This window comes from Sphingobium salicis subsp. salicis (genome assembly GCF_049472635.1).
Classification (GTDB): Bacteria; Pseudomonadota; Alphaproteobacteria; order Sphingomonadales; family Sphingomonadaceae; genus Sphingobium; species Sphingobium yanoikuyae_A.
The window spans coordinates 149,438-167,588 of sequence record NZ_JAYRCS010000002.1 but is presented as its reverse complement, the minus strand read 5'-3'; the positions used below and the strand labels follow the sequence as shown (position 1 = coordinate 167,588).

The following is an 18,151-nucleotide window of genomic DNA, read 5'->3' as shown; positions in this document are numbered from 1 at the left end:
GGCGGCGCCCCGCTCAGTTTTGAATAGCGCGCGCCGGATAACCCGCGTTGGTTGATGCAGCGGCAATCGCAGCAGCATTGGTGCGGCGCGGGTTATAGGTTGCGCGCGCGGTCTTGGCTGCGAAATCGACCGTGACCGCCGTTACCCCGGCGACGCCTTCCATCGCCTTCTTCACGGTGATCGGGCAGGTGGCGCAGGTCATGTTCTCTATGGCAAAGGTGGTTTGCTTCTGAGCGGTTGCGGTAGCCGCGGGGCGATCTTGCGCCGTGCCACTAACTGCATAGGCGACCCCGCCGCCAGCCATAGCCAGCACGGCCATAGCGATACATACTGTCTTTTTCATGGGTATTTCCTTTCAATAGAACCAGGGTGCCCACCAGTCGATGGTGAGCGCCAGGATCGCGACGGCAAGGCCCAGCCACAGCACCGCCTTGGTGGTCCAAGCCGATTGTGGACGAGCGCAGTAGGAACCGTCTTCACAGGGCGGTTTCGGCTTGAAATAGACATGCCAGAAGCCGTAGCCGAGCAGCGCGAGCGTTACGCCTGCGACATAGGGCTTGTAAGGTTCGAGCGCCGTCAGGTTGGCGATCCACGCGCCGGAAATTCCGAGCATAACCAACAGTAGCGGGACGACGCAGCAAGCCGAGGCGAGCCCCGCGCCGATCAATGCGCCCGCCGCAACCCAGTTTGCCTGCTTCGGCTCGTGGTTTTCGGTGAGGGCTGGCTGTCCCGCTTCCGGCGTTGAGACCATGGCTTGAATCCCTTGTTCCAACTGAGTGATTCGCAGTGTAGGCTCTGTAGCCACTACAGACTCAAGAGGTATTTTCATGGAGCAACAGGTCGGCATCTTGCGTGCCCAGCTTGCCCGGAAAACAGGCTGCAATCTCGAAACCATCCGCTATTACGAGAAGGTGGGATTGCTGCCGGGGCCGCCTCGCAGTTCCAACGGCTACCGCGTCTATTCGCCGGAACTGGTGCAAAGGTTGCAGTTCATCCTGCGCGCGCGCGACCTTGGCTATGCAATGGATGAGATACGGTCATTGTTGTCGCTCACCGATACCGGTGCACAAACCTGCGCGGAGGTTATGGCGAGAACCGAACTCCACCTTGAAGATGTCCGCCGCCGCATTGCAGATTTGCAGAAGATAGAGGTGACGCTGGCGACCACGTTAGCCAGATGCACTGGAGATGACGTTGCCGAATGTCCCATCCTGGAAGCACTCCAGTTTTTACCCCATCAAGGCAATTGACGCCATCTTTGAGGGATTTGATTTTGTGATGTCAGCTTGGAGTATAGCCTAACTGGACGTCAGGGCGGTACTGCGGTTTCTGTCAGATTAGGGTGATAAACGGAATTTGTTGACGAATTTCGTTACGTATCATAGATTTCAACCTGACATTTTGATGGAGAGAGTGCGCAGTGAAGGGGCAACGGATCGGCTATGTCCGGGTCAGCACGTTCGATCAGAATGTGGATCGCCAATTGGAAGGTCAGTCGCTCGATCGGACCTTCACCGACAAGGCATCGGGCAAGGACGTCAACCGCCCCCAGCTTGAGGCTCTGCTCACTTTCGCCCGCGAAGGCGATACCGTCGTCGTCCACAGCATGGATCGGTTGGCCCGCAATCTGGATGACCTGCGCAAGCTGGTCCAGGGCCTCACCAAGCGAGGTATCCGGATCGAGTTTGAGAAGGAAAGCCTGTCCTTCTCGGGGGAGGACTCCCCGATGGCCAATCTGATGCTCTCGGTCATGGGTGCGTTTGCTGAGTTCGAGCGCGCTCTGATCCGCGAACGGCAACGCGAAGGCATTGCGATCGCTCGGCAGCGCGGCGCCTATCGGGGGCGGAAACGGTCGCTCTCGGATGAGATGATTGCCGATCTGCACCGCCGCGTTGCCGCCGGTGAACGCAAGGCGACCATAGCGCGCGACATGGGCATCAGCCGCGAAACCCTCTACCAGTACCTTCGCGCCGCTGCCTGACACCAATGTTCACATTATGTCCGGAAAATCGTTGTTCAGCGTACAAAGCTTGAGGTGACGCCTGCTGGTCCGCGACATCGACGTACAGCTCGCCCGCGAAACCCGTCGCTTACCCTTTGCCGTCGTTGGTGATCTGAGTTCAGTGTCGGCGGCCTTCGGACGACCGATCGATATCCTCCTCGGTGCCGATATGTTCACGGGTAGCTGCATCGCGCTCGATTTCGCGAAAAGGCGTATGGCGGTCGTCAAGTCAGGCACGTTTCTCGCCGGTCCCGACTGGCGCGCTGTCGCGCTCGGGCGCGGTGCCAAGCAGGAGCTGTTCATTCGAGCTTCCGTCTCGGGTTTGCCTCCCGTGCCCTTGATGATCGATCTTGGCAGCTCGGCCGCGCTGATGCTCTCGTCGGCCTATGCCCGCGATCAAGGGCTGTTGAACGGGAAGCTCGTCTCGACCGCGGCGATCGGCGGCGTCGATGGTGTGCGTATCAACGATGCTTTCACGATCCAGAACATCAACATCGAAGGGCTTGGCGTCTCGAACGTCCCCACACTCGGGATGAGAGCTTGGCTCTCCACCAGCACGGTTGGCAATGTCGGCCTACCGCTGATCGCTCAATTCGACGTGGTGTTCGACGTGACCGCCGGATTCGTGTGGCTCCGGCCACTCGGTCCTCGTCGTCGCCTGCCGATGCTGAAGGACCGTAGCGGCCTTGGCCTCGCAGCCTCACCAACGGCGCTCACCGTTGTTCATGTGGCGGCGAACAGTCCCGCGGAAAAGGCTGGCTGGGCGGTCGGCGACCGGATCGTGGCGGTGAACGGCCATTCGATCGATGCGAACTATACGCGTGGGGAGCTCTGGCAAGTGCGCTCCCGGCCTGCTGGCACCCTCGTAAAGCTGACGATGGCCTCGGGTGATGTGCGCGAGCTCAGGCTGGCCGATTATTATTGATCGGCTTGAGGGTGGCCTTTGCCGATCGCCTTCATGATCCGACAATCGGCCATGCGCGCCTTGGTGCAGCTCTGGCTGAGCATTGCCAACTCATCCCGCAACACCGCGAGTTGCGCCAGTCTCTCCTCCACATCCTTGAGGTGCTGAGCAGCGATAGCTGAGGCGGCACCACAATCCTGGTCCGGGTTCTGCGCCAGCCCCATCAACGAACGGATCTCGTCGACGGAGAAGCCAAGCCGGCGACCGTTGCGGATGAAGTGCAAACGCTCAATGTCACTGGCATCGTAGGTTCTGCGACCCGACGCCGTGCGAGGGGCGGATCGGAGCAACCCGATCGACTCATAAAAGCGGATCGTCGTCACCTTCGTCGAGGTCTCGCTGGCGAGCTGCCCAATCATCACCGGCTTCATCATGCCATCCTTGCTTATGCGAACGTGTCGCACATTTCGCTTGCTTCTACAGCGACTGGAGGTGGTAAGGAAGGCCGCATGAATGCTTCTACCGAAAGCTGCGGGTGCCACGGGGAGCCCGCGCGCGCGCAAACCGATCCGGCCTATCGCCGTGCGCTGCTGACCGTCGTGGTGCTCAACCTCGGCTTCGGAGTCGCCGAGCTGTTCGGCGGGTTCATCGCCGATAGCCAAGCGCTGAAAGCGGATTCCCTCGATTTTCTCGGGGACGGGTCGATCAGCCTTATCGGTCTTCTCGCGCTTGCCTGGTCCGCACGGGCGAGGGCAAAGGTCGCGCTGACGCAGGGGTTGTTTCTCGGTGCGCTTGGCGTGGGCGTAATCGGTTTCGCGATTTGGCGCGCCCTGAACGCAACCGCGCCCGATGCCGAACTGATGGGCACAATCGGCGTTGTCGCGCTCGCGATCAATGTCGTGTCCGCCTTGGTGCTTGCGCGTTTCCGGGAAGGGGACGCCAATGTTCGCGCGATCTGGCTGTTCAGCCGCAACGACGCGCTCGCCAACGTGGCGGTGATCGCCGCGGCCGGTCTGGTGGCGTGGACAGGAAGCGCCTGGCCGGACCTCGCCGTCGCCGGCCTCATCGCCCTCCTGTTCCTCCACTCCGCTTATGAAATCGTCACTGGCGCTCGGCGCGAATTGGGAGAGCGGTAGTGCGTCTGCTCGCGTTGATCCGGGCAATGCTCTCGTTGCGGCTGCTCTCCGCGCTCGCGGCGCTGCTGATCCCTGCTGCGGCAATCGCCGAACCCGGCGACGTGCAAACCGCATGGCGGCTGCTCGACTATATGGCCGTCGATTATGGCGGCGCGGTCGCCAACGGTCGGATCAAGAGCACGTCGGAATATGCCGAGATGACGGAGTTCGCCGCGTCGGTCTCGACACGGCTTCAGGGCCTGCCGGCGAAGCCGGAGCGTCAAGCCCTCATCCAGCGGGCTGCCAACCTCCAGGCGGTGATCGCGGAAAAGGGACCGACTGAACAGGTGGCAACATTGGCGCACGGGCTCGCGGCCGATCTGTTGCGCGCCTACCCGGTGCCGCTCGCGCCCGATAAGGCTCCGAACCTCGTCTCCAGCGATGCCCTGTTCCGACAATCCTGCGCGTCCTGCCACGGGATGACGGGCAACGGCCGTGGCCCTGACGCCGCCAAGCTCGCTACGCCCCCGATTGCTTTCACCGATGCCGAGCGCGCGCGCCAGCGCAGCGTGTTCGCGCTCTATCAGGTGGTGACGCAAGGCATCGACGGGACCGCGATGCAGAGCTTCGCCGATCTGCCCAACGATCAGCGCTGGGCGTTAGCATTCCGAGCCGGGAGCTTCGCCTTCACGGATGCGCAGGCGCGCGAAGGCGAGCGGCTTTGGAAATCCGACCCGACCCTTCGCCGGCGCATTCCGGACCTGAAAACCCTGGTCGCGCTCACCCCGGCCGCGCTCGGCGCGGCGATCGGCGACGCCAAGGCTGACCCAGTGCTCGCGTTCCTGCGTCGTCATCCCGAACAGGTGATACAACAGGCTCCCGGCTCGCTCGCGGTCGCCCGCGCCAAACTCGCCGAAAGCGTGGCGGCTGCGCGGCGCGGCGATGCGCGCATGGCGAAAGAGCTGGCGCTGTCGGCCTATCTCGATGGGTTCGAGCCGATCGAGCCAACACTCACCGCGCGCGACGCGACGCTGATGGGTCGAATCGAGGGCGCGATGGGGGAGTTCCGCGCCTCGATCGACCGGGGCGCGTCGCCCGATGATCTCGCGGAGAAGGTCGCAGTACTGGGCGGCCTTTTCGACGATGCGGAAGCGGCGCTCGCGCCTGATGCCGCCACCGAAGCGTCCACGTTCCTGGGCGCGTTCACGATCCTGCTGCGTGAAGGGCTCGAAGCCCTGCTCATCGTTGTCGCCATGATCGCGTTCCTGCGTAAAGCCGAGCGCGGCGAGGCGCTGCGGTACGTGCATGGCGGCTGGGTCAGCGCGATCATCGCGGGCGGGATCACCTGGGCGGTCGCCACCTATGCGATCGGGATCAGCGGTGCGAGCCGGGAGCTGACGGAAGGGTTTGGCTCGCTGTTCGCCGCGGTCGTGCTGCTCTCGGTCGGGATTTGGATGCACGGCAAGGCGCAGGCCGATCAGTGGCAGCGCTATATTCGCGAGAAGATGTCGCGGGCGCTCTCGGGCGGGTCGGGCTGGTTCCTGTTCGGGCTGGCGTTCGTCGTAGTTTATCGCGAGGTCTTCGAGACGATCCTGTTCTATGCCGCGCTTTCGGCGCAAGGTGACAACGGGATGCTTCTCGCGGGGGCCGGGTCGGCGATTGGACTGCTCAGCCTGATCGCTTGGGCCATGCTTCGCTACAGTCGCAAGCTGCCGATCGCGCAGTTCTTCCGCTATAGCTCCTGGCTCATGGCGGTCCTGACCGTCGTGCTGGCGGGTAAAGGCGTCGCCGCGCTCCAGGAAGCCGGCCTTATCAACATCGCACCGCTCGCGGACGTGCCACGGCTGTCGATGCTCGGCGTGTTTCCCACTTGGCAATCGGTGCTGGCGCAACTCCTGATGGCGGTCGCCATTGCGGTCGGGTTCGCCTGGAACGGGCGCGACCGATCCCGCTCGGGTTCCGGCTCAGTGACCCTTGGTTCGAATTAGTGCAATGACATGAAAACCCTTCCGTGATAGAGGCAAGCTAGTGCGAGCCTTTTTGCCTTTCCTGACATGCCTGATGCTGGTCCTGACCAGCTTCTCCGGCATGGCCCATGCCGCCGATCTGGCGGGGGGAAGCATCGCGGGCGTTGAGTTCACGGTCCATACCGCCGGTGACATCGATCAGGTGCCATCGGACTCGGACAAGAATGTCCCGCATCATCACAATTATTGTCACGGACACGACGTCGGCGCGCCTGCGCGCACGACGATGGAATATACCCCCGTCCTCACAGTGCCCAAGCCGACAATCTCCGCCTCTGCGTCGCTCGACGGCCGCACCGGCATGGTCCATTTGAGGCCCCCCCAAGCCTGACGTCCGATTTGGGCGTGCGTTGGCGCGCCCCTGTCGATCATCGTCAGGAGTCCTATTTTCATGAATCGTATCCTCGCGGCCATGCTGGCCGCAGCGTCTTGCGCCACGATGGCGCAGGCGCAGGTCGGACCGTCCGCGCCTGTTGCGCAGGATGCGCCGGTCTACACGCTTGACCAAGCGGTCAGTGCAGCGGGCGGTTCGGCCCCTGCTGCGGAAGCGGCGACAGCTGGAATCGACGCGGCCCGTGCAGGTCGCACAGTCGCCGGCTTGCGGCCCAATCCGGTGGTTCAAGGCCAAGTCGAGAATGTCATCGGCTCCGGGCCGTATCGGGGGGTCCGCAGCGCGGAAACCACGGTCGGCTTTGCGATCCCGATCGAGCTAGGCGGCAAGCGCGGCGCCCGCGTCGCGGTCGCCAATGCGCAATTGTCCCAGGCCGAGATCCAGGCCGCGATCATCGCGGCGGATGTCCGGCTTCAGGTAACGCAGCTCTATGTCGAAGCGGTCGCGGCCGATCGCCGGGTAATGACAGCCCGCGATCAGGCCCGGATCGCCAGCGATGCGCTGCGGGCCGCGAGCGTTCGCGTGCAGGCAGGGCGGGCATCGCCACTCGAGCAACAGCGCGCGGATGTCGCGCGTATCAATGCCGACGCCAATGTGGAGCGGCAGCTTCGCTTGGCCGAGGCGGCCCGCGCCAATCTGGCGCGTCGGATCGGACGGCCGATCGACGGCCTGCTCGATGACACGCTGCTCGATCGCCTTCCCGGTGTGAACGTCTATGGGCCGTTGGCACCGGTCAACACGACCGGCACACTCGCGCTGGCGGCAGCCAACGCGGATTTCTCCATTGCCGAAGCCGGCGTGCGGCTCGCGCGCGCCAATCGCGTGCCTGACCTGAACGTCGGGCCGTCGATCCGCCGCCTGGAAGCGACCAACGACATGGCGGCGGTGTTCAGCGTGTCGATCCCGATCCCGGTGTTCAACAATGGTCGCGCCGCGATTGCGCAGGCGACCGCGCAGCGGACCCAGGCGGATGCGCAGCGCCGCGTGACCGCGCTCGACATCGAACAGGCGATCACGGACGCGCAGGCGCAGGCGGCCAATGCCGCAACGACGGCTCGTGCGGCGTCGGGGCCGGCGCTGGCGGCTGCACAGGAGGCCGCCCGCATCGCGCGGATCGGCTATCGCGAGGGCAAGTTCGGCCAGCTCGAATTGCTCGATGCTGAACGCACGCTCGCCGAAACGCGGGTCGCCGCGATCGACGCGCTTGCCAATTACCAGAATGCCCGCGCGCAAGTGGAGCGACTGACCGCTCGTGCGCCCAATGGGGGGAATCAGTGATGAAGAGCTTTTATCTCGCGGGCGCGGCGTCGCTCGCCCTGCTCTTGGCTGCCTGCGGCGGCAAGGATGGCGGAAACGAGGCAACTGCCGAAGGCGCAGCTGCCAATGAGACGGCAGCGGGCACGGAAAAGGGCGGTGCTGAAGGCGGTCATGCCGGTGAAGGCGTCGTCACATTGGGTGCCGACCAGATCGCCACAGCGGGCGTCCAGGTCGGACGGCCGATCATCGGCGGGGCCGGGACGATCGAGCTGCCCGCGATCATCGAGGGCGACCCACAGGGAACGCAGGTCGTCTCGGCCGCAATTGCGGGACGCGTGGTCGCGCTCACCCGTAACCTCGGCCAATCGGTCGGACGCGGCCAGACCATTGCGGTCATCGAAAGCCGCGAGGCGGCGCAGATCAAGGGCGAGGTCGAGGCGGCGCGGGCGCGGCTTCAGCTCGCTAATTCGAACCTCGCGCGCGAACAGCGGCTGTTCGCGCAGAGAGTCTCCCCTGAACAGGATCTGATCGCCGCCCGCACAGCGGCGACGGAGGCGCGGATCGCCCTGACGCAGGCGCAGAGCATGGTTTCGGCGGCGGGTGTCGGCGGCGGCGGGCTCAACCGGCTCGGCATTGCCGCGCCGATCTCGGGCCAGATCATTGCGCGCCCCGTGACGCTGGGACAAACGGTCGCGGCGGATGCCGAACTCTATCGCATCGCCAACCTGAGCCAGGTGTCGATCGCGCTTAATCTCAAGCCCGAGGATGCGGGCCGGGTGCGTCCCGGCAATACGGTGCTGGTGAAGGCGGCAGGCCGTCAGGCGACCGCCCGCGTGACCTTCGTGTCGCCGGCGCTTGATCCGCAGACGCGGCTCGTGCCTGCGCTCGCCACCCTCGACAATCGCGGTGGCGAATGGCGGGTCGGCGAGCCTGTGACGGCAGCCGTGCAGCTCACGGGCAGCGGCGGGAGCGGGGCGGTCCGCGTGCCGACGACGGCGGTCCAGAGTTTCGAGGGCAAGTCGGTCGTGTTCGTGCGCACGCCCACCGGCTTCAAGGCGACCCCGGTCCAGCTCGGCGATGCGTCGGGCGACACGGTGATCGTCCGGTCGGGCCTGACCGGCAACGAACAGATCGCCACCACCGGAAGTTTCACGCTCAAGGCCGAGATCGGCAAGGGCGAAGCGAGCCACGAGGATTAAGCCATGATCGCCCGTATCGTAACCTGGGCGGTCGAGAAGCGCTGGCTAGTCCTGCTCCTCACCGTCATCGTCGCCGCCATCGGCGCCTTTTCCCTCTACCGGCTACCGATCGACGCGGTGCCGGACATCACCAACAATCAGGTCCAGATCAACGTCCGCGCGCCTGCCCTCTCGCCCGAGCTGGTCGAGAAGCAGGTGTCGTTTCCAATCGAAACCGCGCTCGCCGGCACCCCCGGCCTGGAATATACGCGCTCGTTGAGCCGCAACGGCTTCGCGCAGATCACGGCGGTCTTTTCGGACGCGACGGACATCTATTTCGCCCGCCAGCAGGTGGGCGAGCGTCTGCGGGGCGTGCAAGAGAATCTGCCCGACGGCGTGAACCCTGAAATGGGTCCGATCGCGACAGGCCTGGGCGAGGTGTACATGTACACCGTTCGTCTCGATCATCGCGAGGACGACAAGCACAAGCCCGGTGAACCGGGCCAACAGCCCGATGGCAGCTACATCACGCCAGAGGGCGAGCGACTGACGACCGAAGAGGACAAGGCGACCTACCTGCGCACCGCGCAGGACTGGATCGTGACGCCGCTTCTGAAGACCACACCGGGCCTCGCCGGTGTCGACTCGATTGGCGGTTACGCCAAGCAGTTCCTCGTCGTGCCCGACGTGCAGAAGCTGGCCTCGCTCGGCATCACGCTGACGGACCTGGGAAATGCGCTGGAGCGCAATAACACCAGCGTCGGCGGTGGCTTCGTCAATCGCAATGGCGAAGGTCTGGCTGTTCGCTCGGATGCGCTCGTTCGCAATGCCAGCGAGTTGGCCAGGACCGTGATCGCGACACGTAACGGCGTGCCGATCACGGTCGAACAAGTTGCGACTGTGAAGACGGGTCAGGCGATCCGCATGGGTTCGGCATCGGAGAACGGTACCGAAGTCGTCGTCGGCACGGCGATCATGCGGATCGGCGAGAACAGCCGCATCGTGTCGACCGCGGTCGCTGAGAAACTGAAGACGATCAACGCTTCGCTGCCTCCTGACGTCGTAATTCAGCCGGTGCTGAACCGCACCGAGCTGGTCAATTCGACGATCAAGACGGTCGCGAAAAACCTGTCCGAAGGCGCGGTGCTGGTCATCGTCGTGCTCTTCCTGCTGCTCGGCAACTTCCGTGCGGCCCTGATCGCGGCGTTGGTCATCCCGATCACCATGATGCTGACAGGCTTTGGTATGCTGCGCGCTGGGGTCTCGGCCAATCTGATGAGCCTTGGGGCTTTGGACTTCGGTCTGATCGTCGACGGCGCCGTCATCATTGTCGAAAACGCGCTGCGCCGGCTTGCCGAGCAACAGCATCATGAAGGCCGATTGCTCAGCGTCAAGGAACGGCTCGCGACCGTGGCAGCCGCTGCGCGTGAGATGATCCGTCCCTCTGTGTACGGGCAGGCAATCATCATCCTCGTCTACGTACCGCTGCTCACGCTGACCGGCGTGGAGGGTAAAACGTTCGGACCGATGGCGCTGACCGTCATCATCGCGCTCGCCTTCGCCTTCATCCTCTCTCTCACCTTCGTGCCGGCGATGATTGCGATCTGGCTGTCGAAGAAGGTCGAGGAGAAGGACGGCCGCATCATCACGTGGCTGAAGAAGCGCTACGAACCCGGTCTCGACCGGGCCATGAAGCGCCCGACGCTGACGATCGGTGCGGGTGTGGGAAGCCTTGTGGTGGCGGCGCTTGCTTTCACTACGCTCGGCTCGGTGTTCCTGCCGCAGCTCGACGAAGGCGATTTGCTGATCCAGTCGCTCCGCATTCCGGCAACGTCGGTCCAGCAGAGCCAGGCGATGCAGGTGCCGATCGAGCGGATGATGTCGAAGCAGCCGGAGGTGCAATTCGTCTATTCCAAGACGGGCACCGCCGAGCTGGCGGCCGACCCGATGCCGCCGAACGCGACCGACATGTTCGTCATCCTGAAGCCGCGCAAGGATTGGCCGGATCCTGAGCTTCCCAAGGAGGAGCTGGTCAGCCGGATCGAGGGTAATCTCGCGAAGATTCCGGGAAATGCCTACGAGATCACCCAGCCCATCCAGATGCGCTTCAACGAGCTGATCGCCGGCGTGCGCGGCGACATCGCGGTGAAGGTGTTCGGGGACGACTTCAACCAGATGAACCGGACGGCCGAGCAAATCGCGGCGGTGCTGCGCAGAACGCAAGGCGCAGCGGACGTGAAGGTGGAGCAGACGACCGGTCTTCCCATGCTCGACATTCGCGTCAACCGCGACGCGATGGCGCGGTTGGGCGTTACGGCTCAGGATGTGCAGGACACCGTGACTGCGACGATCGGCGGGCGAACATCGGGCCAGATCTTCGAGGGCGACCGTCGCTTCCCCGTGGTGATCCGCCTGTCGGAGGCGCAGCGTGCCGACATCGGCCTGCTCCAACAGGTGCAGGTGCCGGTGGCAGGCGGCGGCTATGTACCGCTGTCCAGCGTCGCCGAGATCAAGGTGGTCGATGGTCCGAACCAGATCAGCCGCGAGAACGGCAAGCGGCGCGTGGTGGTGCAAGCCAACGTGCGTGGCCGCGACGTCGGATCCGTCGTGGCGGATGCGCAGGCGGCGATCGGCAGCCAACTCCGGCTGCCTGCCGGCACCTATCTCGAATGGGGCGGCCAGTTCGAGAACCTCCAATCGGCAAGCGAACGGCTGAAGCTGGTCATTCCGGCTTGCTTCATCTTGATCCTGCTGCTCCTCTACGGGGCGTTGGGATCGGTCCGCGACGCCGCGATCGTGTTCACCGGCGTGCCTTTCGCGCTGGTGGGCGGCGTCCTGTTGCTGTTCCTGCGGGGCATGGACTTCTCGATCTCGGCGGCAGTGGGCTTCATCGCCCTCTCGGGCATCGCGGTCCTCAACGGCCTCGTCATGGTCAGCTCGATCCAAGATCTGATCCGATCAGGGATGAGCCGCGAGGAAGCCGCGCATGTTGGCGCGATGCAGCGTCTGCGACCCGTCATCATGACCGCGCTAGTCGCCAGCCTCGGCTTCGTGCCGATGGCGCTGGGCGAAGGCGCCGGCGCAGAGGTTCAAAAGCCTTTGGCGACGGTCGTCATCGGCGGTCTGATCTCGGCGACGCTTCTTACGCTGTTCGTGCTGCCGACACTCTATGCCCGGTTCGGGCAGAAAGTGATCGAGAAACCCGAGCACTACAATGAGGAGCATGAAGGGGACGACCACGGTCAGACCTTCGTGAACAACTTGGCCTGATGGATGGGCGGGGCGATCCGCGATCGCCCCGCCCATCTCTGGGAGATGGGGATATGCCTCGCACCATAACCAGCTCGATGCTTCACGGCGGGCCACTGCGCATCTGGTCGGCACTCACCGATCCGGATCATCGCCGGGCGTGGAGTCCGCTCGTATTTCTCGATGATCCGTCCCGGCTCGGCGACACAGAATGCACCTTTGCGATCCAGGGCATCACCCGGCCAATTCGGACGCCAGCACGGATTGATCGATTCGATAAACCGCACGCCTTCGCTTGGTCCTGCGGCATCCCCTATCTGTTCACGCTCGAAGAGCGGTACGAGCTGGCGGGGGACGATGGCGGCACCAGGCTAACGCATAGCTGCACGCTGCGCGGGGCGCTCTCCCTGCCGTTCGCGGCGATGATGTTGCGCCGCCTGCGATCCCTGATGGTCGAATCTGACGATCGCCTCGCAACCTATCTCCGCTGGCGGGTAGGTCAGCCTGCCCGGGCTATCAATCGTCAGCGCGTCCCCTTCCGCTACAGGAGGAAGGCGCGATGATGATGCACTGTAAGCGGGTGCTGCCCGCCGTCATCCTCGTTGTCGGGCTCGCGGCGTGCTCGGAAAGAAAGCCGCCAGCCCCGCCAACGGAGCAGCAGATCCATTCGTCCGACAGCGCCGTGGCGACCGGGGAAATGGGGCGGCATAGATATCGCTGTTCCGACGGGGAACCGCTGTTCGTCGATTACAAGGACAACGGCCTGCAGATCGATTTGCGGCGCTCCAACGGGGGACCGCCGATGATGCTGACCGCGCCAGCGCAGGGCCTGCAATATGTCGGCGAAACAGCCACCGCGACCTTCAAGGGGTCGCAGCTCACCATCGTGGAAGGCGATGGCCGTACCCGGATCTGCGAGCGGGAAGGCACGCGATGAACTGCCCTGCCTTCGAACGCCACAGGGCGCTTCGTCGGAAGAGACCGATGTCTGACACGTCGATTTCAAATGTGACAACCTTGTGCGGCCTGAATCGGGCCGGTCTGGCGATCGCGCGCCTCGGCGTCGTTCTCGTCTCCGGGGCGGTTATAGGGGCGTGTAATCCAGCGCCGACCCAGCCTACCGAGCCGGCGCATGAAAAGCATCTGACGTCGAAACTAATCGCGCAGCGCATCATGTACTGCGACGACGGCACACGCGCCGATGTCGACTTCATCGATGACGGCTTGAAAATGGCCGTCACCTGGCTGCCGAAGGGCAGGACCGAGATCCTGCGCGCGCAGCGAACCGGTGACGAGTTTCGCGGCGACCATTCGCGGGCTGTCGTGGCGGGCGGATCGATCGCGTTCACGCGACGCGGGAAGATCCGCGTCTGCCACCGAACCCCGGAGGAGTCCTAGGAAATGCAGGCACTGCTCTATACGCTTGCGCCTGTGCTGGCGGTCGTGCTCGGCGCGATTGTCGCGAGCCGCACCAAGTTGAAACCTGGCCTCGTGGCGGGCCTACAGCATCTCGCTGCCGGCGTCGTGTTCGCGGCGGCAGCGACCGAAATCCTGCCGCAGGTCAAGCATGAGGCATCGCCCAGCGCGACGTTGATCGGCGGGGCGGCGGGCGTCGCGACCATGCTGGGGCTCAAGGCTCTTGAGGCCCGCTTCAAGGGGCCGATGGCGCTACTCGCCGCGATCGGCATCGACATTCTGGTCGACGGCCTGGTGCTCGGCCTCGCTTTCGTGGCGGGCGAGAAGGCAGGTCTCCTGCTGACGATCGCGCTCACTCTGGAAGTGTTATTTCTGGGACTGACGCTGACCGACGAGCTGGCGGAAACCTATCGCTCGCGCTTGCGCATCATCGTGATCGTCTCGGCATTGGCCCTGCTGCTGCCGATCGGCGCGCTCGCTGCCGTGCCGGTCGCCGCGCTGTCGCCGGTGATGATCGCCGGCTTCCTCAGCTTCGGGCTGATGGCGCTGCTCTACCTCGTCACGGAGGAGTTGCTGGTCGAGGCGCACGAGAAACCCGACACCCCGCTCATCAGCTCGATGTTTTTCGTCGGCTTCCTGGCCCTGCTGACACTTGAGGAGATGATGGGATGATCCCGGGCAACGACAACAATGGCGGGCAGGAGCGCCGCACACTGTGGATCGTCCTGCTGCTGAACGCGGCGATCGCTGCGGGCTTCTTCGTTTCCGGCTTCTTCGCGGACTCGAGCGCGCTGATCGCCAACGGCGTCGACAACCTGTCCGATACGGCTGTGTATGCGCTGAGCCTTGTGGCGCTCACCCGGGGCCAGACATGGAAGACACGCGCCGCGGTCGCTTCGGGCGTCATGCTGCTGATCTTCGCGGGCGGCATCTTGATCGATGTCGGACGGCGCTACGTGCAGGGCAGCGAGCCCATCGGACCTACCATGATGGTCATGTCCGCGATCGCCGGCGTCGTGAATTACCTCTGCCTGCGGCTGCTCCAGCGCCTCAAGGATCCGGACGTCAATCTCCGGGCCGCAACCACCTTCAGCTTCAACGACTTCATTTCCAACGGCGGCATCCTGATCGCCGGCGTGCTGGTGCTGTGGTTGGGTACCAATTGGCCGGACCTGCTGGTCGGCTTCGCCACCGCCATCATCGCCATCAAGGGCGGTGTCGAAATCCTGCGCGACGCGCGCGCCGAAACCAAGAAAAGCGAAAGGAGGTCGTCATGAACGACAAGCTCGAACTCGACATTCCAGTGTTGTTGCCGGACCTTCCTGACGCGGCCGATGCCTGCCTGGACCGTCTCGTATCAACCCTGTCAAAGCGCGAAGGTGTCGAGCGGGCGCATGTGATCTGTCTCGACGGCAACACGCCAGCGGCGCTGTGCATCCATTTCGATGCCGCCAAGCTGCCGCTGCCACGGTTGCGCGAAATGGTGCGCGCCGCAGGTGCCGAAATCACCGAGCGCTACGGCCATGCGATCTGGCAGGTGACGGGGATCAACCACGAACGTCGGGCGCGCACGGTCAGCGATGCGCTGTGCGCCTTGCCCGGCGTGGTCCAGGCAAGCGCCAGCACCAGCGGGTCTGTCCGGGTCGAATATGATCGCCGCGAAACCACCGAAGAGGAGGTGCGCGCTGCGCTTCGCAAGCTGAAGGTGAGGGTGGGCAAGCGGGTCGCTGCCGATGAACATGCCGGCCACGACCACGGCCCCGGGGGCCACGGCGCGGGCGAAGAGAAGCACGGCCCCGGCGATGGCCACGACCATAGCCACGCCGAATTTCTCGGCCCCAATACCGAGCTGATCTTCGCGCTCGCCTGTGGCGCGCTGCTGGGGATCGGCTACGCGATCGAGAGGCTGGTCGCTGGCGCGCCCGAATGGCTGCCGACCGCCTGCTATATCGCAGCCTATTTCTTCGGCGGATTCTTCACGCTGCGCGAGGCGATCGACAACCTCCGGATGAAGAAGTTCGAGATCGACACGCTGATGTTGGTCGCTGCGGCCGGCGCCGCTGCGCTGGGCGCATGGGCCGAAGGTGCGCTGCTGCTGTTCCTGTTCAGCCTCGGCCATGCGCTTGAGCATTATGCAATGGGCCGCGCCAAGAAGGCGATCGAGGCGCTGGCGAAGCTCGCGCCCGAAACCGCGACCGTGCGACGCGGCGGGCAGACCAGCGAAATCCCGGTCGAGCAGATGGTCGTCGGGGACATTGCCATCGTCCGCCCGAACGAGCGCCTGCCTGCCGACGGCTTCGTCATCAAGGGCACCAGCGCGATCAACCAGGCCCCGGTCACGGGTGAAAGCATCCCGGTCGACAAGGTGCCGGTCGCAGATGCCGCAGCGGCACGCGCCAAGCCCGATGCAGTCGACGCGGAAAGCCGGGTTTTTGCTGGTACGATCAACGGCGGCGGCGCGATCGAGATCGAGGTGACACGCCGTTCCAATGAAAGCGCGCTTGCCAAGGTCGTGAAGATGGTGAGCGAAGCGGAGACGCAGAAGTCGCCGACGCAGCGCTTCACCGACCGGTTCGAACGGATCTTCGTGCCCGCCGTCCTGGTCCTGTCAGTGCTCCTGCTGTTCGCATGGGTGGTCGTCGACGAGCCGTTCCGCGACAGCTTCTATCGCGCGATGGCGGTGCTGGTGGCGGCAAGCCCGTGCGCGCTCGCGATCGCAACGCCGAGCGCGGTCCTGTCGGGCGTTGCCCGTGCAGCGCGGGGCGGCGTGCTCGTGAAGGGCGGTGCACCGCTCGAAAACCTCGGGTCGCTCAAAGCGATCGCTTTCGACAAGACGGGCACGCTGACCGAAGGTCGTCCGCGCATCACTGATGTCGTGCCCGTCGATGGCGCCGATGAAGGCGAGTTGCTGGCGCTGGCTGTCGCCGTCGAAGCGTTGAGCGACCATCCCCTGGCCCAAGCGATCGTCAAGGACGGCCGCGAACGTCTGAACGATCGTGCCGTGCCGACTGCCGGCGACCTCAAGAGCCTGACCGGTCGGGGCGTCACCGCGAGCGTGGATGGCGAGACGGTGTGGATCGGCAAGGCCGAGATGTTCGGAAGTGAGGGCATTCCGGCGCTGGGGCAGGGCGCGCAGGACGCAATCGCGAAGCTGCGCGAGAACGGCCGCACGACAATGGTGGTCCGCAAGGGGGACCGCGACCTGGGCGCGATCGGCCTGATGGACACGCCTCGCGAAGCTGCCAAGACCGCGTTGCGTCGGCTGCACGAGATGGGCGTGTCGCGGATGATAATGATCTCCGGCGATCACCAGAAAGTCGCCGAAGCGATCGCCGACGAAGTCGGGATCGACGAAGCGTGGGGCGACCTCATGCCCGAAGACAAGGTTGCCGCGATCAAGAAGCTCGCCGGCGAAGACAAGGTCGCGATGGTGGGCGACGGCGTGAACGATGCGCCGGCGATGGCAAGCGCCACGGTCGGCATCGCGATGGGCGCGGCGGGGTCGGACGTTGCGCTGGAGACAGCCGACGTGGCGCTGATGGCCGACGATCTGGCGCACCTGCCATTCGCAGTCGGTCTTAGCCGCCATACCCGTGGAATCATCCGGCAGAACGTCTTCGTCAGCCTGGGTGTCGTCGCCTTCCTGGTGCCTGCTACCATCCTCGGCCTCGGCATTGGGCCAGCGGTGGCGGTTCATGAGGGATCGACGCTGCTCGTCGTCATCAATGCGCTCAGGCTGCTCGCCTACCGCGATCCGGCAGGGAAGGCGGCATGAAGTGGCTGATCGCCTTCGACCTCGACGGCACGCTTGCCGAGAGCAAGCGGCCGTTATCGGAGGATATGGCCGCAATCCTCGCCCGATTGCTCGCCATCACGGATGTGGCGGTGATCTCGGGCGGGGACTGGCCGCAGTTCGAAAAGCAGATCGCCTCGCGCCTTCCTGCCGGCGTCGCGCTCGACCGTCTCTGGTTGATGCCGACCACAGGCACGAAACTCTATCGGTTCATCAATGGCGCTTGGCGCGCGGTCTATGCCGAACTGTTCGACGACGCGGAGAAGGCGAAGATCCGCACGGCCTTCGATCAGGCGCTGACCGATGCCGGTCTCGCCGACGAACGTATCTGGGGCGAACGGATCGAGGACCGGGGCAGCCAGATCACCTTTTCGGGCCTGGGGCAGGCAGCGCCGCTGAAGGAAAAGGAAGCGTGGGATCCTGACCGAAAGAAGAGGACCGCGTTGCAGGCCACGTTGCGCGCGAAGCTGCCGGAGCTCTCGATCAATCTCGGTGGCACGACATCGATCGACGTGACCAGAGCAGGGATCGACAAGGGCTATGGCCTGAAGCGCCTGAGTGCCGAGAGCGGTGTCCCGCTCGACGGGATGCTGTTCATTGGGGATGCGATATTCCCCGGTGGGAATGACTATCCCGCTGCTGAAATCGGCCTCGACACAGTGAGGGTGCGCGACGTCGCGGAAACCACCGCCGTCGTGACCGCCATCATCGCGTGTCTGCACCGATAGGATCAAGATACATGGTCGGCTCCATCGCGGAATGCCGCATTGTCAAAGCTCTGGCTTCTGTCGCTTAGGGCAGCGCTTCCTAAAACGAAAA

General features: G+C 64.4%; 19 protein-coding genes. 16 read left to right on the top strand and 3 right to left on the bottom strand.

The genetic code is table 11. The features are described 5' to 3' along the window. Nucleotides 1-13: 13 nt before the first annotated feature. Together VHN57_RS25355 and VHN57_RS25350 are read right to left on the bottom strand one after the other, a co-directional pair. Complete coding sequence (locus VHN57_RS25355; protein WP_004213249.1) at nt 14-343, bottom strand: heavy-metal-associated domain-containing protein; 330 nt, start codon at nt 341-343, stop codon at nt 14-16. A gap of 12 nt (nt 344-355) precedes the next feature. After that, entirely contained in the window at nt 356-751 is a 396-nt protein-coding gene (locus tag VHN57_RS25350) for a mercuric transporter MerT family protein (protein ID WP_014072602.1), read from the bottom strand. 76 nt (nt 752-827) lie between these two features. On the opposite strand from VHN57_RS25350, the gene VHN57_RS25345 reads away from it, so the two are divergent. The 3 genes from VHN57_RS25345 (at nt 828) to VHN57_RS25335 (ending at nt 2,927) form a co-directional block, all read left to right on the top strand. After that, nucleotides 828-1,250 (top strand): MerR family transcriptional regulator, encoded by a 423-nt coding sequence (locus VHN57_RS25345; protein ID WP_014072603.1) that lies wholly within the window; start codon nt 828-830, stop codon nt 1,248-1,250. Between the two features lie 170 nt (nt 1,251-1,420). Then, entirely contained in the window at nt 1,421-1,981 is a 561-nt protein-coding gene (locus tag VHN57_RS25340) for a recombinase family protein (RefSeq protein ID WP_004213255.1), read from the top strand. Between the two features lie 142 nt (nt 1,982-2,123). Continuing rightward, nucleotides 2,124-2,927, top strand: coding sequence for a PDZ domain-containing protein (locus tag VHN57_RS25335; RefSeq protein ID WP_017503485.1), 804 nt, complete (start codon nt 2,124-2,126; stop codon nt 2,925-2,927). On the opposite strand, the gene VHN57_RS25330 is transcribed toward VHN57_RS25335, so the two are convergent. Next, the gene (locus VHN57_RS25330) at nt 2,921-3,337 is read right to left on the bottom strand and encodes a MerR family transcriptional regulator (protein ID WP_004212867.1); all 417 of its coding nucleotides are present in this window, start codon (nt 3,335-3,337) and stop codon (nt 2,921-2,923) included. The genes VHN57_RS25335 and VHN57_RS25330 overlap by 7 nt on opposite strands. A gap of 78 nt (nt 3,338-3,415) precedes the next feature. Here VHN57_RS25330 and VHN57_RS25325 point away from each other — a divergent pair, with 78 nt between their 5' ends. From VHN57_RS25325 to VHN57_RS25265, 13 genes are all read left to right on the top strand, one after another. Beyond that, on the top strand, nt 3,416-4,042 hold the full coding sequence (locus tag VHN57_RS25325) for a cation transporter (protein ID WP_004212870.1): 627 nt from the start codon (nt 3,416-3,418) through the stop codon (nt 4,040-4,042). Next, nucleotides 4,042-6,009 (top strand): cytochrome c/FTR1 family iron permease, encoded by a 1,968-nt coding sequence (locus VHN57_RS25320; protein WP_004212871.1) that lies wholly within the window; start codon nt 4,042-4,044, stop codon nt 6,007-6,009. The genes VHN57_RS25325 and VHN57_RS25320 overlap by 1 nt, the downstream gene beginning before the upstream one ends. 73 nt (nt 6,010-6,082) lie before the next feature. Then, nucleotides 6,083-6,379, top strand: coding sequence for a hypothetical protein (locus tag VHN57_RS25315; RefSeq protein ID WP_007406840.1), 297 nt, complete (start codon nt 6,083-6,085; stop codon nt 6,377-6,379). Between the two features lie 60 nt (nt 6,380-6,439). Beyond that, complete coding sequence (locus VHN57_RS25310) at nt 6,440-7,717, top strand: TolC family protein (RefSeq protein ID WP_423286300.1); 1,278 nt, start codon at nt 6,440-6,442, stop codon at nt 7,715-7,717. Beyond that, the gene (locus VHN57_RS25305; RefSeq protein ID WP_004212877.1) at nt 7,717-8,895 is read left to right on the top strand and encodes an efflux RND transporter periplasmic adaptor subunit; all 1,179 of its coding nucleotides are present in this window, start codon (nt 7,717-7,719) and stop codon (nt 8,893-8,895) included. Before VHN57_RS25310 ends, VHN57_RS25305 begins: the two co-directional genes overlap by 1 nt. Nucleotides 8,896-8,898: 3 nt before the next feature. Continuing rightward, a complete protein-coding gene (locus VHN57_RS25300; RefSeq protein ID WP_004212878.1) occupies nt 8,899-12,144 on the top strand; it encodes an efflux RND transporter permease subunit in 3,246 nt (1,081 codons plus the stop codon). A gap of 53 nt (nt 12,145-12,197) precedes the next feature. Beyond that, nucleotides 12,198-12,686 (top strand): SRPBCC domain-containing protein, encoded by a 489-nt coding sequence (locus VHN57_RS25295; protein ID WP_004212879.1) that lies wholly within the window; start codon nt 12,198-12,200, stop codon nt 12,684-12,686. Next, a complete protein-coding gene (locus VHN57_RS25290; protein ID WP_004212880.1) occupies nt 12,683-13,060 on the top strand; it encodes a hypothetical protein in 378 nt (125 codons plus the stop codon). Before VHN57_RS25295 ends, VHN57_RS25290 begins: the two co-directional genes overlap by 4 nt. A 47-nt stretch (nt 13,061-13,107) precedes the next feature. Next, entirely contained in the window at nt 13,108-13,521 is a 414-nt protein-coding gene (locus tag VHN57_RS25285) for a hypothetical protein (protein ID WP_004212881.1), read from the top strand. 3 nt (nt 13,522-13,524) lie between these two features. Beyond that, a complete protein-coding gene (locus VHN57_RS25280) occupies nt 13,525-14,211 on the top strand; it encodes a ZIP family metal transporter (RefSeq protein WP_004212882.1) in 687 nt (228 codons plus the stop codon). Then, on the top strand, nt 14,208-14,816 hold the full coding sequence (locus VHN57_RS25275) for a cation transporter (RefSeq protein ID WP_004212885.1): 609 nt from the start codon (nt 14,208-14,210) through the stop codon (nt 14,814-14,816). The genes VHN57_RS25280 and VHN57_RS25275 overlap by 4 nt, the downstream gene beginning before the upstream one ends. Continuing rightward, nucleotides 14,813-17,314: a heavy metal translocating P-type ATPase gene (locus tag VHN57_RS25270; RefSeq protein ID WP_004212886.1), complete on the top strand. Its 2,502-nt coding sequence runs from the start codon at nt 14,813-14,815 to the stop codon at nt 17,312-17,314. The genes VHN57_RS25275 and VHN57_RS25270 overlap by 4 nt, the downstream gene beginning before the upstream one ends. After that, a complete protein-coding gene (locus VHN57_RS25265; protein WP_004212890.1) occupies nt 17,311-18,060 on the top strand; it encodes an HAD-IIB family hydrolase in 750 nt (249 codons plus the stop codon). The genes VHN57_RS25270 and VHN57_RS25265 overlap by 4 nt, the downstream gene beginning before the upstream one ends. Nucleotides 18,061-18,151 lie beyond the last annotated feature (91 nt).

Bases quoted from the DNA above. Each gene is read 5' to 3' on its own strand.
- VHN57_RS25270 (WP_004212886.1), top strand. From the start codon at position 14,813: ATGAACGACAAGCTCGAACTCGACATTCCAGTGTTGTTGCCGGACCTT.
- VHN57_RS25305 (WP_004212877.1), top strand. From the start codon at position 7,717: ATGAAGAGCTTTTATCTCGCGGGCGCGGCGTCGCTCGCCCTGCTCTTG.
- VHN57_RS25355 (WP_004213249.1), bottom strand. From the start codon at position 343: ATGAAAAAGACAGTATGTATCGCTATGGCCGTGCTGGCTATGGCTGGC.
- VHN57_RS25315 (WP_007406840.1), top strand. From the start codon at position 6,083: ATGCTGGTCCTGACCAGCTTCTCCGGCATGGCCCATGCCGCCGATCTG.
- VHN57_RS25300 (WP_004212878.1), top strand. From the start codon at position 8,899: ATGATCGCCCGTATCGTAACCTGGGCGGTCGAGAAGCGCTGGCTAGTC.
- VHN57_RS25285 (WP_004212881.1), top strand. From the start codon at position 13,108: ATGTCTGACACGTCGATTTCAAATGTGACAACCTTGTGCGGCCTGAAT.
- VHN57_RS25310 (WP_423286300.1), top strand. From the start codon at position 6,440: ATGAATCGTATCCTCGCGGCCATGCTGGCCGCAGCGTCTTGCGCCACG.
- VHN57_RS25265 (WP_004212890.1), top strand. From the start codon at position 17,311: ATGAAGTGGCTGATCGCCTTCGACCTCGACGGCACGCTTGCCGAGAGC.
- VHN57_RS25330 (WP_004212867.1), bottom strand. From the start codon at position 3,337: ATGAAGCCGGTGATGATTGGGCAGCTCGCCAGCGAGACCTCGACGAAG.
- VHN57_RS25280 (WP_004212882.1), top strand. From the start codon at position 13,525: ATGCAGGCACTGCTCTATACGCTTGCGCCTGTGCTGGCGGTCGTGCTC.
- VHN57_RS25350 (WP_014072602.1), bottom strand. From the start codon at position 751: ATGGTCTCAACGCCGGAAGCGGGACAGCCAGCCCTCACCGAAAACCAC.
- VHN57_RS25295 (WP_004212879.1), top strand. From the start codon at position 12,198: ATGCCTCGCACCATAACCAGCTCGATGCTTCACGGCGGGCCACTGCGC.
- VHN57_RS25345 (WP_014072603.1), top strand. From the start codon at position 828: ATGGAGCAACAGGTCGGCATCTTGCGTGCCCAGCTTGCCCGGAAAACA.
- VHN57_RS25290 (WP_004212880.1), top strand. From the start codon at position 12,683: ATGATGATGCACTGTAAGCGGGTGCTGCCCGCCGTCATCCTCGTTGTC.
- VHN57_RS25325 (WP_004212870.1), top strand. From the start codon at position 3,416: ATGAATGCTTCTACCGAAAGCTGCGGGTGCCACGGGGAGCCCGCGCGC.
- VHN57_RS25275 (WP_004212885.1), top strand. From the start codon at position 14,208: ATGATCCCGGGCAACGACAACAATGGCGGGCAGGAGCGCCGCACACTG.